13 protein-coding genes are annotated in these 16,413 nt (G+C 51.8%); 4 read left to right on the forward strand and 9 right to left on the reverse strand.

Annotated elements, in window-relative coordinates; all coding sequences use genetic code 11:
• Positions 1–20 precede the first annotated feature (20 nt).
• From CQ007_RS17950 to CQ007_RS17990, 9 genes are all read right to left on the reverse strand, one after another.
• Complete coding sequence (locus tag CQ007_RS17950; protein ID WP_105647214.1) at positions 21–1,130, reverse strand: EpsG family protein; 1,110 nt, start codon at positions 1,128–1,130, stop codon at positions 21–23.
• Between the two features lie 50 nt (positions 1,131–1,180).
• Positions 1,181–2,341, reverse strand: coding sequence for a glycosyltransferase (locus tag CQ007_RS17955; RefSeq protein WP_105647215.1), 1,161 nt, complete (start codon positions 2,339–2,341; stop codon positions 1,181–1,183).
• Positions 2,338–3,594 (reverse strand): hypothetical protein, encoded by a 1,257-nt coding sequence (locus CQ007_RS17960; protein WP_105647216.1) that lies wholly within the window; start codon positions 3,592–3,594, stop codon positions 2,338–2,340. Before CQ007_RS17960 ends, CQ007_RS17955 begins: the two co-directional genes overlap by 4 nt.
• Positions 3,594–4,361 (reverse strand): glycosyltransferase family 2 protein, encoded by a 768-nt coding sequence (locus CQ007_RS17965; RefSeq protein WP_105647217.1) that lies wholly within the window; start codon positions 4,359–4,361, stop codon positions 3,594–3,596. The genes CQ007_RS17960 and CQ007_RS17965 overlap by 1 nt, the downstream gene beginning before the upstream one ends.
• Positions 4,362–4,695: 334 nt before the next feature.
• A complete protein-coding gene (locus CQ007_RS17970) occupies positions 4,696–5,682 on the reverse strand; it encodes a polysaccharide pyruvyl transferase family protein (RefSeq protein ID WP_105647218.1) in 987 nt (328 codons plus the stop codon).
• Positions 5,683–5,745: 63 nt separating this feature from the next.
• The gene (locus CQ007_RS17975; protein ID WP_105647219.1) at positions 5,746–7,263 is read right to left on the reverse strand and encodes a lipopolysaccharide biosynthesis protein; all 1,518 of its coding nucleotides are present in this window, start codon (positions 7,261–7,263) and stop codon (positions 5,746–5,748) included.
• A gap of 456 nt (positions 7,264–7,719) precedes the next feature.
• Positions 7,720–9,549 (reverse strand): glutamine--fructose-6-phosphate transaminase (isomerizing), encoded by a 1,830-nt coding sequence (glmS, locus tag CQ007_RS17980; RefSeq protein WP_105647220.1) that lies wholly within the window; start codon positions 9,547–9,549, stop codon positions 7,720–7,722.
• A 267-nt stretch (positions 9,550–9,816) separates the two neighbouring features.
• Positions 9,817–10,350, reverse strand: a complete 534-nt coding sequence (rfaH, locus tag CQ007_RS17985; RefSeq protein ID WP_256582331.1) for a transcription/translation regulatory transformer protein RfaH — start codon at positions 10,348–10,350, stop codon at positions 9,817–9,819.
• A gap of 187 nt (positions 10,351–10,537) precedes the next feature.
• A complete protein-coding gene (locus CQ007_RS17990) occupies positions 10,538–11,938 on the reverse strand; it encodes an MBL fold metallo-hydrolase RNA specificity domain-containing protein (protein ID WP_105647222.1) in 1,401 nt (466 codons plus the stop codon).
• 239 nt (positions 11,939–12,177) lie between these two features.
• Between CQ007_RS17990 and CQ007_RS17995 the strand changes: the two genes are divergently transcribed.
• The 4 genes from CQ007_RS17995 to CQ007_RS18010 all read left to right on the forward strand — a co-directional run bounded on the left by CQ007_RS17995 (position 12,178) and on the right by CQ007_RS18010 (position 16,411).
• Positions 12,178–12,615 (forward strand): low molecular weight protein-tyrosine-phosphatase, encoded by a 438-nt coding sequence (locus CQ007_RS17995; protein WP_105647223.1) that lies wholly within the window; start codon positions 12,178–12,180, stop codon positions 12,613–12,615.
• A gap of 27 nt (positions 12,616–12,642) precedes the next feature.
• Positions 12,643–14,862 (forward strand): polysaccharide biosynthesis tyrosine autokinase, encoded by a 2,220-nt coding sequence (locus CQ007_RS18000; RefSeq protein WP_105647224.1) that lies wholly within the window; start codon positions 12,643–12,645, stop codon positions 14,860–14,862.
• Positions 14,863–14,957: 95 nt separating this feature from the next.
• Positions 14,958–15,218, forward strand: a complete 261-nt coding sequence (locus CQ007_RS18005; RefSeq protein ID WP_105647225.1) for a hypothetical protein — start codon at positions 14,958–14,960, stop codon at positions 15,216–15,218.
• A gap of 161 nt (positions 15,219–15,379) precedes the next feature.
• The gene (locus tag CQ007_RS18010; RefSeq protein WP_371919842.1) at positions 15,380–16,411 is read left to right on the forward strand and encodes a polysaccharide biosynthesis/export family protein; all 1,032 of its coding nucleotides are present in this window, start codon (positions 15,380–15,382) and stop codon (positions 16,409–16,411) included.
• The last annotated feature ends 2 nt before the right edge of the window (positions 16,412–16,413 follow it).

Raw genomic sequence — 16,413 nt, forward strand, 5'->3', positions numbered from 1 at the left:
CCACAACACCAAAAAAAACATCAACCAAGAGAAAGGTAAAGAGGAACCAGGAATTTACCCGCCACTCCAAAGAACAAAGCCAGCATTGCAATAATACTTACAATGGAACCTCTTCCAAACAAAAAAGACAACACAAAAAAAAGAAGAACAGACTCAAAAAAAATAGAATAAGCATAAACTCTAGAAATAACACCAAACCCGCTAAAAACAACATAAAACAACAACGAATTAAGGCAAATATAAGTAATATACCTAATAAATGCCACATCATACTCAACCCCACCTAACTCGACCCTTTCGCGCCCCCCCACTTTACGCAACATCAACACTGACAGAACAACCAACATCCCACTTAGCAGAACCCCAACACCAACACCAGACGAACTGTCGTCCGAGATATACATCTCAAGCCTATTGTAGCTCTTACCCGAAACTCCCAAAAACTCAAAAACAGACAAAACAAAATCGATATTCAAGTAAATAAAAAAAACACCAAAAAAGAAAACAAACAAAAGAGGAAGTGCAACATACCCCCCTTTATTACAAAGTATTTTCGCAGACACCAAAATAAGTAAAAACGCCAGAGAAGTCACATGAAAAAGAGAAGCAGCAACACCAGCGATCAAAAAACCGAAATACCTTGACTTATAAAGGTAATACGACGCTGCAACAACAAAGCTTAAAGCCAATCCTTGGCGATAAATATTAGTGTACAAGCTCAGCAATGCAGAACTAAGAACAACAAAGGAGATCACAAAAAACTCATTGACCTTCAGCTTTCTAGAGTAAGCTACTATAATAAGCAGAAAAATAACGCTCGAAAAAAAAACAAACAAAGGAAAACCAACTCCTATCTGCTTAAAAAAAGACATAAGCAGATTATAACCAATTTCGAAGTTATTTTTTACCTCAAACCCAAGCAAACCGGTAGCACCATTATACGCCCGAAGATACGCTTCAGTATCAGTCCCAAACTCAATTGGCCGAATTGCAATAAAAAGCGAGTACAAGGAAGCCACAAAGACCGACAGGCCGAGCGAGGCGGCCTTCACCTCTCTCACGTTAAATACCGAAACTGACAAGACCAACAAACCAGAAAATAAAGTCAGATACAAAATAGAACTATACATAGCTTCAACCAACAAAGTTATACAGATTATTATTCAACTTCGTAGCCTCACTAGACACCCAAAAGCTGACGAAACCCGGAAATGTAAAACCGGTATTGCAATGACCTTGTCGAAAAAAAAGCGGCATTTTCACCATATTTTTTAATAGCTTCAAAGTCCTTACTCAAAATGCAAATCCCTTCAGCTATTGTGTCTTCCCCCCATGCGACAAGAATGCCAGAACGAGACTCGCTTACAAACCTTTCCTGCATAGGTATGCCATTACTTGCCAGCACGGCAAGACCTGCTCCCATATACTCCGCAAGTTTGGTGGGGGAAGATTCATAATACACCGGCCTCGGCGGTATGAGGCTTACACCTACATCACAGTTAGACAGTATTAATGGAATTTCCTGCCGTGGTACAGGGCGTTCCAGGTATAGGATGCCCCGAGCGATAAGACCATCAACGCCCTCTACCTGGCGCAGGCGGTTTTCATCCGCTTCCGTTGCGCCGACAAAACGAAATTGCGCCACAGCCCCTTTCGCCACGGCGCGGACAATGCCAGCCATAACCGTCGGCAACTCGCGTCCGGTATTATGGGTACCGATATAAACAAAAATGGGGCCGCCCTTTGGGCAAGTACGCTCATTACGATTCTGACTGGCTGGCGGGAAATCTGCCAGCAGGGGGATATGCCCACCCGCCATTGCCGATGGGCACAAACGCTGTGCCCGAGCAACACCTTCAGGGCTGACACCGGTCACAACATCCACACCACGGCCTGCTATGCGGTATAACATTCTGGCAATACGACGCTTAACGGCATGCCCGCTGAACTCTTCGTGGGGGAAGCTGCTCTGGAATACCAGCCGGTCCACTCGAGAACGCACCAACAAAGCAGCTAGCAAATAAATTGGGTCATTGCGTACAAACAGAACAACGCGATTACCTCGTTGTTTCTCGCGGCGAGCTTGGTAATGAATCAGCCACAAAGCAGCCCACAAGTTCTTGAGACGACCACCTCCTCGGCGAGGATGCAGCCCAGGTATGCAGGCGACTCCACGATATGGCCTTGGTTGAAGATCATTTTTACTTACTCGCGAAACGCATAACCGTATTTTCAGGTCAGCCTCTTGGGCTGCTACGTCTGTGAGCATGCCATCCACAAAAGAGTGCTGCGGTGGCCAGGCTTTATCTAACAAGGCGATGACAACATTGTTTTGACTCATGCGCCGCCCCCGCCAAACAACGGATTAGCTAAAATAGCAACACTCCGGCGGTGCCCAATAGCGCAATCCACCTGAATATACCGACCGGAAGGGCTCAATGAAGGATGAAGATCACAGCGGGTCTCCCCCTGGTAAAACAATGGCTCAGGGAAGGCCCCCAGCTCTGTAAGCCCTCCGGTATCAACGGAGCGCATCAAAAGGCGTCGGAGCGCATACCGATCAGGGTAGGTATCCGTTAACAAATATCGCTCATCGACGCAACTCGGGTGCCCATCCTGCTGCGCCCACATCAACGTCGGTTCCGCAGCGTCAATAGGCACAACATAGTAGCCAAACCCACCCACTCCCATCATAGTGGCGATCACTTTATCATCTCCCCACCAGCAGACATGGCTTACACCGCTGTCTGCCACAAGCAAACGGGCCGGGCCTCCATTAGTAGACATCTCATAGAGATCTGTTATCCGCCGCCCACCCACAAAATACCGAAACAGAAAAACCAAACGGGCTGCATTTGGACTGGCCATCACATGGTTTAACTTCGCCTGCATGATAGGGCTGCCATGCCTGGTTTGAGCCTGCTTCTGCAGTGTCGACAGGCGGATCAACACATTATGCATATGCGTAGACGGATCAAACTGCTCAATCGCATTGCCAGCAAGTTCATGTGAGCCAGGCTGCCGGTTGCGGTAGCCATAATCAGGACGGACTGCCGCCAACGCCTCGTAGGACAGACCATAGATCCGACCTTGGCTATCGATTTCTTGAACAGGGATGGTGAGATCTGCCAGATGCGTGCCGTCGCAACGCACCATGCGCGCCCTGTAACGATCCATAGCCGAGTCGTAAACATTGAAAATGATTGTCTCAGCGTTCAGCCACAACGCACGCGCGCCTTGCTGCCAGTTCCAAGCATAAGACTCACCCAGTTCGCACACGACTGTGCTGTCCTGGTGGTTGATGAGTTCGATACAAACAGGGACAGCGGCTGATGGACGACGCCACGCTGGATGGCGAGTGGAGTGAACCAGCAGCAGCCGTTCATCATCCGGCTTGAAGGGGCTATGGTCGTAATACCCGACAAATCTGTGACGACTATCCGGCAGCGCCAGAATACCTAAGCCGTGCTCTCCGTTGGGCGCTCCAGCGTATGCCCCCATCTTCCCTCGCCGGGCAATCGCAACCATGCGCTTACCCAGTCTCACCCCGCTCACAACACCAGGCAAGCGCCTAACCAAAGTTTTGACACCCATCAAGACCTCCTGAACCAATGCTGCAGGCGTAGCCGAACAAGCTGAATCATATTGAATAGGCGGTCGCCAGTACTCATCTGGTGCCGATATTTGCGGAAAAAGCGGTCTCTCCCTTCAATACGCTTGTGCAGATCAGTCAGACGGGGCCCCTCTCCATCGTTACGAAACTGCACCCATGCATCCTGTGCGCGAACAGCTTGCGCTCCTTTACTCAGCAAATCGAAAATCAGCGCCTTGTCCTCATTTGTTGTAATTAAAGGATCAAACCCCGCCGTCTCAGCAAAGCATGCTCTTTTAACTATGGTATTACTACCTACTGCCCCAGGGTTGCGACGGAGGATCTGGCGAATCAAATCGTCTCGACCATTAAAGCTTGCTTGTTTACCACTAATCGGGGTACCCGTTTTACCGTCACGGAGACGACCGAGCACAATTTCTGCACCACTTTCCTCCACAGTAAGCAGAACCGACTGCAGGTAACCCGCATCCCAGCCGTCATCATCATCCAGAAAGGCTATATAGTCGCCAGTTGAAAGAATCGCGCCCAAGTTACGGGCCTGGGCAACGCCGAAGCGTGGTAACGCACGGATTACTTGCAACTTTTCACTTACTGGCAGTTGCGCAGAATCAACAGCCTCCCGGCCGTTATCAACGATGATAATCTCGTGAGCAGGCAGTGTTTGTGCGAGGACACTACTCACAGCCTCACGAAGATATTCAGGTCGATCGCAGGTAGGGATAACGACCGAAAAGGTAGGGTTAAGCATCGGGGAGGATTCCTTTAAAGTAGACACTTCGTCGCAATGCAATATTTAACTTTACGATTTTGATAAGGTTCAACCTTCAATCTTACGCATCCAACAGGGTGCCGCCAGTTACTCGTCAAGGTCAACAAACAGACCCAGACCAATAGATTCTAACCTGCAGCAAAGCTAACACCAACAGCCCAGGCGGCCTCGCTAACAGAAGTGTTCACACTCAAAATTCGCCTTGAACTTATCCGCACTGAAAATGTTCTTTACGCCCCCCCCCGAAGGGGTCATAGACGTCTCCCGCCGCGACAGAGTAAACTCAAGAATAAAACAGCAACGCCTCACCTATTTAAGGTTCACCTAGACTAGCTAATCGCGTCTTAAGCGCACCAAGTATCAATTCTTCTTTATACCGCTTATCCGGAAGCACTGCTTTAGATGCAATAACATGAAGATCAAGGCCTGCCAGCTCATGCTGGGCAACACGAACACGCACAACTTGAGACTCATTCAGCGTGGAAAAAAAATCTCTAAACTTGAAATCGTCGCCCCTGAGATTATTATCCACTACCTCTAGCCAAACCCAAGGCACACCATAAGCCTGCGATATTATGAGACCATGCAGTGATGTTGAGATGCATACTTTCGAGGAGCTGATACTATCGACAACATACTCCAAGTCTCTTTGCACATCCACAACCCCCACCCCATCTATCCCTGAAAAGCATTCAAGGAACCTAGACTTATGAGTATAATGAGGACAGACAGTAACCAAACCCCCAACTTCCCTCAAACTCGGCGTATAAAACAAAGGCATTATCAAGGCTGGATCACCTAGAGCATCTAGGTTAGACACTTTAACGCCGGCCTTTTTTAGCCAGCCTGCGGTTTCTTTCCCTCTCACAGACAAAATCTCAGGCTCATATTTTTTTATCAATCTCATCAACTGCTCTGTAGGCTGCTCTATTAATCCACTCCCCCAAACAATCATCCCTCTTCTATTAATATGATGCATTATACTGCCAACAGTCATAAATCCCGGCTCAGCTGAGTCAATTATATTCAAAACCGGATAACCAGTAATTTTTGAGATCAGATAAGGCCCTATCATATCGCCAAAATTAGGCAGCCCATCCCAGTAAACAACTGGAATAACACCTTTCAGCCCGAGTCCATTACAATTTAAAACTACCTCATTCAACCCAAATACCAGCCTTATATTTTTATTTGCATAAACTTTACGCCTAATCCTATTAGCAAGCCCCACTGGAAGAACGGCTCTCGCCAAAGCCTTAAAAAACCTTCCATCAACTATCGATTTATAAAAAAAACCCATGAACAACCTCGCTATGTATATCTAAATACTTTGCCTTTGGCCCTGCAGGCCGACAAAGTTAAACTACCCTCTTACAGCCCGCCCCAACATACCAACCAAAAACTTTTTTTCAATTGAATCCAAACCCATAACCCAAACCATTAACAACGTGCCTAGTGAACTCCCGACCAGCCCAAAAAAAAGTAGCATATCGGAATTTGCTTGCAAAACCATAAAATAATTTAGAACTCCAGCCGCAACACCAACCAAAACGACCCGACAGATCACAATCCTTACATAGATATCGACCGACACCCCTGTCAAGCGTTTTAGTATAACTAGACGGGCGACCAACGCGATTAATGAAACCAAAATCCCAGACAGCATAATTAGTGCCGGATGGTACCACACCTTTATTAAAACAAAAGAAACAGGCATATTCATAAGCAATATACCCCCGACTACCGACTGGTATAGACGAATTTTCCCCGTAGCTTGCGCTGATGTCATCAGCGGTCTTGATATAGAGTCAATCAAGGATACGATGATTGCTAGCCGCAGAAACAACGCGGCATACTCCGGAGGCTCCACCAACCATATTTCCAGTAACTGTTGAGTATAGAAAAGTACAGGCATCGCCAAAACCAACAAGATCAAGAAGTTATATCTTGATGCCCGTTGCACTAGGTCGTGCATTTTCTGACGATCTCCGCTTGCATAAAGCTTAACAATTTGCGGATTAACCGCCGCCTGTACGTTTGTCACAAACTGGTTCAGCGCTCCGTTGGCCTGCGTGGCTATACTGCGGCCGGCATTGACGACAGGGCCGAAGAAGATATTGAGCAGGACGTTATTGCCGTGCTCCGACAGCGCCGCCGCCAAGTTGCCCCATGTATTCCAAACAGTGAAACCCAACATGCTACGAAAGCCTACTGCATTAAACCCCCACTGCAGGCGTACAGAGGAAAAAATGATCCGATTGATCAGCAGGTAGCCGCTGAAGGTGATCAGCGCCACAACCAGCAACAAGGCGGCGTACATACTCAGTTTGTCGTAGGCCAAGTAGGATAAAAGCAATACCGCTACCAATTTGAGCAGGATATCGGCCATACTCATCAGGGCAAACAGACCCATACGTTCATTGGCCATCAGCATAGCGATCAGGGGTACTGTCATCACGCTGACGGCAAAGGCAGCAACCGACAGGTGATAAGCCTGCAGCGCGGCTTGCAACCTGTCTGGCGAAATGGTCAGCTGGGTGCTGACAAACCAATAACCTAGGGTTTCAGCTATCAGGACAATGCAGGTGGCCAACAATGCGTGCACCTGCAGACTCGTGTTAAACAGACCGCGCAGGTCGTTACCTTTATTCTGGCCCAGGTCAAAAGCAAAGTAGCGCTGGGTGGCGGTGGACATGGCGCCCTGCATAAAGCCGAGCAAGGCAACAAAACCGGCCACTACGTGGTAGGTACCAAAATCTTCCACCCCCAATACATCCAGCACCACGCGGGAGGTGTACAGGCCAATCGCCATGGCTAGCAGCATGCGGATGTAGAGCATACCCGTGTTGCGTAGAATGCGCTTGTGGTTGGTCGCTAACATGGTTTCACTGAAGTGATGAAGGTTAATTAAGAAATTCTAGTGGATTGGTTCTATACTGCTTGCCGTTTTTTATTCTGAATAACGCGTGACAATTGTATGGATTGGTTGTTGCCGATGTTAAACAGGAGGTAGCGGGGGGGGGTATCCAGCAAGTAGTTGAATGGCCTTGATTTCTTTCAGCAGGCTGCTGATACGCAATCAGTGATACCACCCCGCTAGTTATACGGGTGACCATAAGAAACTCATTTTATTCGATTTAGCTGAGGCAGTCTGTTTTGACAACTCAAGAAACTCGGCAAACTGCTCCGGTCCGCTTGAGCTACCATCTACCCGCTCGGTCAACTCTTCCTGCTCCAAACCACCTCTTTAGCTTGTCCATGTATCACGGCAGGGCTTCGCCCTTTCTCATCAAACTGGCGCTCGACGCTCCCTGGAAAGGGAGCGTCGAGCAGCTGGTTATTCCACCGTTACGGATTTGGCCAGGTTTCTTGGCTTGTCTACGTCTGTGCCCTTTACCAGTGCCACATGATAACTAAGCAGTTGCAGCGGCAGGGTGTAGATGATGGGCGATACGCTTTCATAGACCCAAGGCAGCTCTATGTGGGTTATACCTTCGCCGTTGTCCAGCTCTGCCCTTTCGCAAGCAAAGTTGATCAGTTGACCACCACGGGCGCGCACTTCCTGCAGGTTGGATTTGAGTTTTTCCAGCAGGCTGTCACTGGGGGCAATGCTGACCACTGGCATGTCCTCATCGACCAGTGCCAGCGGGCCGTGCTTAAGCTCTCCTGCAGCGTAAGCTTCCGCATGGATATAGGAGATTTCTTTGAGCTTAAGAGCTCCTTCCATGGCGATTGGGTAGTGAGTGCCGCGACCAAGGAACAATGCATGATGTTTATTGGCGAAGGTGGAGGCTAACTCTTCGATCTGGCCATCTAGGCTCAAAGCCTGCTCAACCAAGACCGGCAGGCCGCGTAGCGCACGCACGTTTGCGCTGATCAGTTCGGGCGCGCGGTTATTGACTTGGGCCAAGGCAGTAGTCAGCCACAACAGGGCGACCAGTTGGGTTGTAAAAGCTTTTGTGGAGGCTACGCCAATTTCCGGTCCAGCCTGGGTAAGCAGGCGCCAGTCAGCCTCGCGCACCAAAGAGCTGCCAGCCACGTTACAGATGGCCAAACTGGCCAGGTAGCCCTGTTCCTTTGAGTAGCGCAGTGCGGCCAAGGTGTCTGCGGTCTCACCGGACTGGGAGATAGTAATAAGAAGGGTATTGGCTGGTACGGCGACCTGACGGTAGCGGTATTCGCTGGCGACTTCTACCTGGCAAGGCAAACCGGCCTGCTCCTCAATCCAGTAACGCGCTACCAAACCGGCGTGGTAGCTGGTGCCACAGGCAACTATATGAATGTTCTGGATATCGGCCAGACGGGTTTCCGCTTCCGGACCCAGCACGGCTGTCAGCACGTGGTCTTCGGCAAGGGTGCCATCCAGCGTGTTGGCAATAGCGGCGGGCTGCTCATAAATTTCCTTGATCATATAGTGACGATACTCGCCTTTTTCCAAGCTGTGCGCTGCGTGTTCGTAGCGTAGTATCGGGTATTCCACCGCTTGGTTCTGACGGTTCCAAATTTCGCGACTTTCCATCGTCAGCCGGGCGTGGTCACCTTCTTCCAGATAAACGAACTGGTCCGTCACTTGCAAAAGAGCCAATGGATCAGAAGCGATAAAACGCTCCTCGCTACCCTCACCTATTACCAATGGGCTACCCATACGAGCGCAGTAGAGGGTATTGGGTTCGTCCTGATGGATCACCCCGAGGGCGTAGGCACCATGAAGTTCAGCCAGGGTAGTGCGGAAGGCACAGAGTAGGTTTTTCTTTTGGGCGTAGTGATGTGCCAGCAGGTGGGCAACTACTTCAGTGTCGGTTTCCGAGGTGAAGTTGTAGCCGAGCTCGATCAGTTTTTTACGCAGTGCGCCATGATTTTCGATAATGCCGTTATGGACGATGGCCAGACGTTCGGAGATATGCGGGTGGGCATTACGTTCAGCCGGTTTACCGTGGGTGGCCCAACGGGTGTGAGCTATACCCAAATGGCCATGGACGGGTTCTGCTTCCAGAGCATTTTCCAGCTCGATGACCTTACCTACCGCTCTGGTGCGTCTGATGCCGTTGCCGCTGGCAAGAACTGCGACGCCAGCAGAGTCATAGCCGCGGTATTCGAGGCGGCGTAGCCCCTCTATAAGGATGGGGGTGATATTGCGTTTAGCGACTGCACCTACTATTCCGCACATAGGGTTTTCCTGCTTTTACATTGTTCGTTGATCGCTGAGCCGATGCTCGGTGATACAAAAGGTGGGCGTCCTTTGGACGCCATCGCGCCGAGGCGGCGCTCCTACAAGGCGTAGCGCGGGGACGCTACACCCCAAATCCAATTTTTGGCACGCTACCGCCCCAAGATTTAATGTCGTCTTCTTGAGGACATACCAAATCAAATTGTTGACGCCGGGACGTTGACGCCACGGCGCTAGTGAGACAGCAGTTGTTTCAAAATGTTCGAATCAGATTTTCAACGCTTTCAGCGGCACGCGTATCTGTTGCTGCCGGTGCAGTAAGTTGAGCAGAATGATTGCGCGCTCTTCGCCATCCGCTTTGCAGAAAATGGCATCCAGATCCTTGAATGGGCCTTCGGTAATAGTCACTTGCGTGCCCGCCTCAAATAGTGGCTTATCGCCAACATCCATTAGGCGCGACTGCAGGCCATGAATAATCTCATCCGGTACAGCAAGGGGTTCATTGGCAAAGGTGACAAGACGCTGCACGCCCCGAGTGGAGCGGATGCTGTGCCAGTTATCGGTCAGCTTGCAGAGATTGATGAAAAGATACCCAGGGAATAATGGCTGTTGTGTGACAGTCCTCTTCCCTTTATGGATCTTCTCGACGGAATGCAGGGGGCAGTAACAGGCAAAATGCTGGTTGCGCAAGTTCTCTTCAGCACGGACTTCTTGTCTTGGCTTGCTTTGAATTAGATACCATTGTGCTACCACAGAATCTTTAGGCACAGCCATTCCTTTCCTGTCGCTTGCGTGGCTCATCGGATAAGACATGTCCTACATGCCGTGCGGCCCATCACAAGGGGTGCGATATTACCGAGGCTTTACCTTTGCTTACAAGTCTTGACAGCCCTAAGGATAAGAACAGTTATCATAACCGAGACAGCTACCTGATCACCTCCCTGTTTTTGGGTATTTACAATAGTCTTTTTGCTATAACACCAGAGCATTAAGGAATAACAATTTCAAACGTGCGTTTATTTCGCCGGGCTTCAGCCAGTAGCGCCTGGGCCAAACCTCGCTTGGCATCCTGTTCCCCGTGCACCAAGCGAATCTCCTCCGGCCAGTGGCGCATACGGGTGATAAAACGTACCAGCCCCGCCTGATCGGCATGCGCTGAATAGCCACCTAGGGTGGTGATACCTGCCCGGATATCAAACCGCTCCCCTTCCAGCTCCACATAGCCACCCTGAGGACCGAACTGCTGAATAGCCCTGCCTGGCGTGCCTTGCGCCTGATAACCGGTGAAGATGATGTTATGCCTTGGCTCTTCGATCATCGCCTTGAGGTAGTTGATTATCCTGCCCGCACTGCACATACCATTGCCGGTAATGACGATGGCGGGTTGCCGGGTATGGGCCAGGCGATTGACCATGGCCTGGTGCTGACCATGAGAAGTGACCGTCAATAATTGCTCAAAACCCAACGGCTTGCGGCCCTTGGCTATTTTGGCCAACGCTTCCTTTGCCCAATAAGGTTTGAGTTGCCGATAGAGAGCAGTGAAACGCGTCGCCAAAGGGGCATCCAGGATGACCGGCATCTCGCTCCAGTCACCTTGCTGGCTGGTGATGATCTCTTCGAGCTCATACAGCAGCTCCTGGGTCCGCCCAATACTGAAGGCCGGGATCAATACCGTGCCCCCATCCGCCAGCGCTTGTTCAAGAGCTGTTTGAAAGCGCTGGCGACGGGTACGGCGGTCTTCGTGCAAGCGGTCACCGTAGGTGCTTTCCAATACCACCACATCTGCACGATAGGGAATATCCGGCGGTGGCAACAGCGGCGCATGCGGCGCGCCCAGATCACCCGAGAAGATGATTCGGCGGCTGCGTTTTTCCTGGGGGTACCGTACATCGCATTCTACCCAAGCAGAACCAAGAATATGACCAGCCCGCTGGAACCGAATGCGACAGACAAGGTCTGTACGCTCAACGATGGTTATCCATTCACGGTAGGGTTTGCCATACAGCATGGGCTGGACCCGCTTGATAAAGCGCTCGGCGAGTTGGGCGTCACGCTGGATACCGACCATGAAGGCGTCTTCCAGCACGGTGGGCAGCAGCATGGCTGAAGGCTCTGTGCAATAGACCGGTCCTTGAAAGCCTGCGGCAATCAGCCACGGAAGCCTGCCCACGTGATCGACATGCACATGGGTAAGAACCAGAGCCTGGACGCCAGCCAAGGAAAATTCGATGTTGAGTTCATTGGCCTTGGCGCCGCGCCCTGATGCTTCAGCCCCCTGGAACAGGCCGCAGTCGATCAGGATACTCGCATCAGGCGTGAGGTGCAGTTGATGGCAGGAGCCGGTGACGCCATGGGTGGCGCCGTGATGCTCGACTTTCGGGTAGGTCATGGCGAAGCCCTTTTGCCTTAGAATTGGATGAGCATGCTATGAAATGCAAACTGCTGCCGTGACTTGTGGCACACTTCGGGACAGGTTTTTCAATGAACGGATATGAAGATTTGCGCCATGTCATTGAAATATCACGGTGACATATATAATTCGGCGCCTTCCTTGACGTTACAGGGCGTTATATCTAAAGTTGCGCCCTTTACCAGATAGCCCGCATACCATGGACGCGATAGAACTGCATGTTTAAATCTATTTTGGTTGTTTGTGTGGGCAATATCTGCCGCAGCCCAACCGGTGAAGCGCTGCTCAAGGCCAAGCTGGCCGGCAGGAGTATTCAAGTCAGCTCGGCAGGCCTGGGCGCCCTGGTTGGCAAGCCCCTTGATGCCACAGCGGCTGAGGTCCTGACCACCCTTGGGCACTCCCTTTCCGAACATCAGGCTCGGCAGTTGACCGTCGAGATGCTGCGTGAAGCGGATCTGATCCTCGCCATGGAACAGAAGCACCTGCAGTCCATCCATGCCATGGCACCCGAAGCACGCGGTAAAACTTTTCTGTTCGGCAAGTGGTCCGATAACCGGGAAGTGCCTGACCCCTACCGTCAGCAGCGCCCCGCTTTTGAACACGTACTCAAGCTTCTTGATGAGTCAGCCGACGCCTGGCTGCCTTACCTCAAGTGATGTCATTTCCGTTATAGAGAGCACCTGATGCAGAACACGCCCACCGCCGCGCCACCGAAAACCAGTGATGAAATCGACCTTCTGGCGCTACTGGGCGCGCTGCTGGATAACAAAGCCATCATCCTCACTTGTACGGCTTTTTTTGCTGTCATTGGCATTGCCTATGCCATTCTGAGCACTCCTGTCTATCAGGCAAATGCCATGATCCAGATTGAGGAGAAGTCTTCCGGCGTCGGCAGCTTATTGGGTGACAGCGAGCTATTCTCTACTGCATCACCTGCAGTTACTGAAATAGAGCTGCTCAAGTCTCGCCAAGTGATTGGTCAGGCAGTGGACAACCTCAAGCTCACCATTGTGGCCGAACCAAAACTGTTTCCGGTGATAGGTCCTTTCCTGCACCGACGCTTCCAGCCTGAGGCGGATAAGCCCGTGGCACCTTCACCGCTCGGTTTTGGTAGCTATGCCTGGGGCGGCGAGCAATTGGACATATTCCAACTCGAAGTACCTGCAGCCTATCTTGGTGAGCCCCTCACCTTGATCGCGGGTGAAAGTGGCAGCTACACCCTATACAGCAAGGATGGCGATGAATTATTAACCGGCACAGTCGGAGAGCCAACTGCCATTGACGACTTCAAGATGCAGGTCGCAACGCTGGTCGCTCGCCCAGGAACGGACTTCAAGGTGGTTAAACGCGGCAGATTGGGTACCATTCTCGACTTCCAGCGCTCCATCGGTGCCAGCGAGCGCGGCAAGGACTCTGGCATTCTGTCCATTGCCTTGGAGCATACCAAACCCGATTATGCGATGGACGTCCTGAATGAAGTGAGCCGTCTTTACGTACGCCAGAATGTCGAGCGCAAGTCTGCCGAAGCACAGCAGAGCCTGGAGTTTCTGACCGAACAGCTTCCCCAGGTACGCCGGGATCTGGAAAAAGCCGAGAGCGCCCTCAATGCTTACCAAGCCAGCGCCGGGTCGGTGGATATCAGCATTGAAACCCAGTCCATCCTCAACCAGGTGGTTGAAATTGAAGCAGCTATTTCTGAACTGACCCTCAAACGTGAAGAGCTGCAACGCCGTTTCACTCGGGACCATCCCAGTTACCAAGCTCTGATGAGCCAGATGGGACAATTGGAAAGCCGCCGCAATCAGATGTTGAAGGCTGTCGGCAATCTGCCGGAAACGCAGCAGGAGCTACTGCGCCTTACCCGCGACGTTCAGGTCAGCACGGAAATATACACCCAGATGCTGAACAAATCTCAGGAGCTGGATGTAATGCGTGCAGGCACTGTCGGCAATGTACGCATTATCGATGATGCAGCAGTAGATACCAGTGCACCGGTCAAACCCAAGAAAGCGCTTATCGTGATAATTGCTACCTTGCTCGGCGGCATGCTTGGCATAGCCATCGCTCTGCTCCGTCACGCACTCAACCGCGGCATCGAGAATCCCGAGCTGATCGAGCAACTGGGCCTACCCGTCTATGCCTCTGTTCCCTTCAGTAAGGATCAGGAAGTCATGGAGCGCAGCTTCAAGGGCAAGGCCAATCATATTCAAGGCTCGAACCTGCTGGCTGCCACTAACCCTGCGGACCTGTCCATCGAGGCTCTGCGCAGCCTGCGCACCAGCCTGCACTTCGCCATGATGGAAGCCAAGAACAACGTGCTGATGATCTCCGGTCCCAGCCCCGGGGTGGGCAAGTCCTTTGTTTCGGTCAACCTCGCGGCCATCATTGCCCAGTCCGGACAGAAGGTCATGCTGATCGACGGCGATATGCGCAAGGGCTATTTGCACAAGCTGGTTGGGCGCGAGCCGGAGCCGGGCCTGTCTGCCCTGCTGGCAAATACTCATACCCTCGCTGACGTGGTGTGCAAGAGCGAGGTCGAAGGGTTGCACTTTATCAGCCGCGGGCAGATCCCGCCGAACCCTTCAGAATTGCTGATGCACGCTAATTTCCAGACCCTGCTCAATCAGCTGAGCGGTATGTATGATCTGGTCATCATCGATACGCCACCGATTCTTGCAGTCACCGATGCTGCTCTGGTTGGCCGCCTGGCAGGGACCAACCTGATCGTCACCCGCTTCGGCCTGAACCCGGTCAAGGAAGTGGAGCTGACCGTACAGCGCTTCCGCCATAATGGCATTGAGATCAAGGGCGCGATCTTCAACGCGGTGCAGAAGAAAGCTTCCGCCTACGGCTATGGCAATTACGGTTATTATCAGTACGAATATAAATCGGATGCCAAATAAATAGATTTGCAATACGGAACCATTATACTCGTAAGGGTTCCCATGGGTAATCAAGTCGGTATAATCCGGTAAACGTAATCTTAAGGAGTCGAGACATGAAAAAACAAACAATCGCTCTGGTGGCCAGTGGTCTTCTGCTCGCCTCCGGTATGACTTTCGCGCAGGAAGAAGTACAGAACGAAGCAGCAGCAGGCACCGCTGCGACCACTCCGACTGGCGCTGAAGGTACTCTGGGCAGCTACGGCGGCGTTGCACTGGGCGTAGCCGCAGTGGGCCTGGCAGCAGCAGCAGCTTCCGACAGTGGCGGCGGCAGCGGTACTTCCACCAGCACCAGCACTTCTACCACTACCAACTGACCAGTTTGTAGCGGCTGAACGAGCCACCTGAAACCTTGTTTTAGGTGGCTTTTTTTTACCTACCCCACGGAAGAATCACCATCATGATCCGATTTCCGCTTGTCGCTCTGGGCGCCTCCACGCTTCTCCTCCAGGCCTGCATGTTCTCCCCAGGCATGCATATGGATACTGATCGCCTGATCAGCCAGGACTCCGCCGAGAACAGCATGGTGGAAATGGTCCAGATCACTCCCAAGCTGATTGCTCAGGATCAGGCCGTCAGGAACGGACTCACAATCCCCCAGGAACTGCTCGACTACATACCTGAAAATTACCGGATCGGCGCAAACGATGCGCTGTTCATTACCGTATGGGATCATCCCGAACTGACCATCCCTGGTGGTCAGCAGCAGCCTACCAGTGCCAACGCCCGGGTAGTGCGCGATGACGGCACCCTGTTCTATCCCTTTATCGGCAATGTGCATGTGGCCGGCAAGACCCTGGAAGAGCTGCGCGAGATCATCGCTACGCGCTTGGCGCGTTATATCGAACAACCGCAGGTTGATGTTAACGTTCTTGAGTACAACAGCCAGAAGATCTATTTCAGTGGTGCCTTTCAAAACGCGGGGATCATGCCGGTCAATGCTCAGCGTCTGACGCTGCTACAGGCCATTGGCCAGGCAGATATCGACCCTCAGCGCGCTGACTTGTCCAATCTGACCTTGATCCGCGATGGTCAAACCTATCAATTGGACTACGACCGTCTAACCAGCAACACCAGTCGCATTGGCGAGGTTTATCTCAAGCCAGGCGACAAGGTGCATATGGGGGTGAACGACGCCCGCAAAATCCTGGTGATGGGCGAGATTACCCGGCCTGGCGCCATCCCCTATCGCACCAGCAAAATGACCTTGAGCGAAGTGCTGGGTACCGTTGGCGGCCCGTCGCCATTGAGCTCCAGCGGCAAGGAAATCTACGTCATCCGCGGCATCGACAACCTGGAAACCGAGAAGGCCACCGTATTCCAACTTAACGCCCAATCGCCGTCGGCATTCATTCTTGCCAACCGGTTCGAGATGCAGCCGCAGGATGTGGTGTTCGTTGGCGCCGCCGGTATCACCCGCTGGAACCGTGTAATCAGCCAGTTGCTGCCCACTGCCACCATTCTCTATACCGGTGCCAGAACTGATGATGAAATAAGAAGCAATAACTAAGG

It is taken from the genome of Pseudomonas sp. MYb185, from assembly GCF_002979975.1.
Classification (GTDB): Bacteria; Pseudomonadota; Gammaproteobacteria; order Pseudomonadales; family Pseudomonadaceae; genus Halopseudomonas.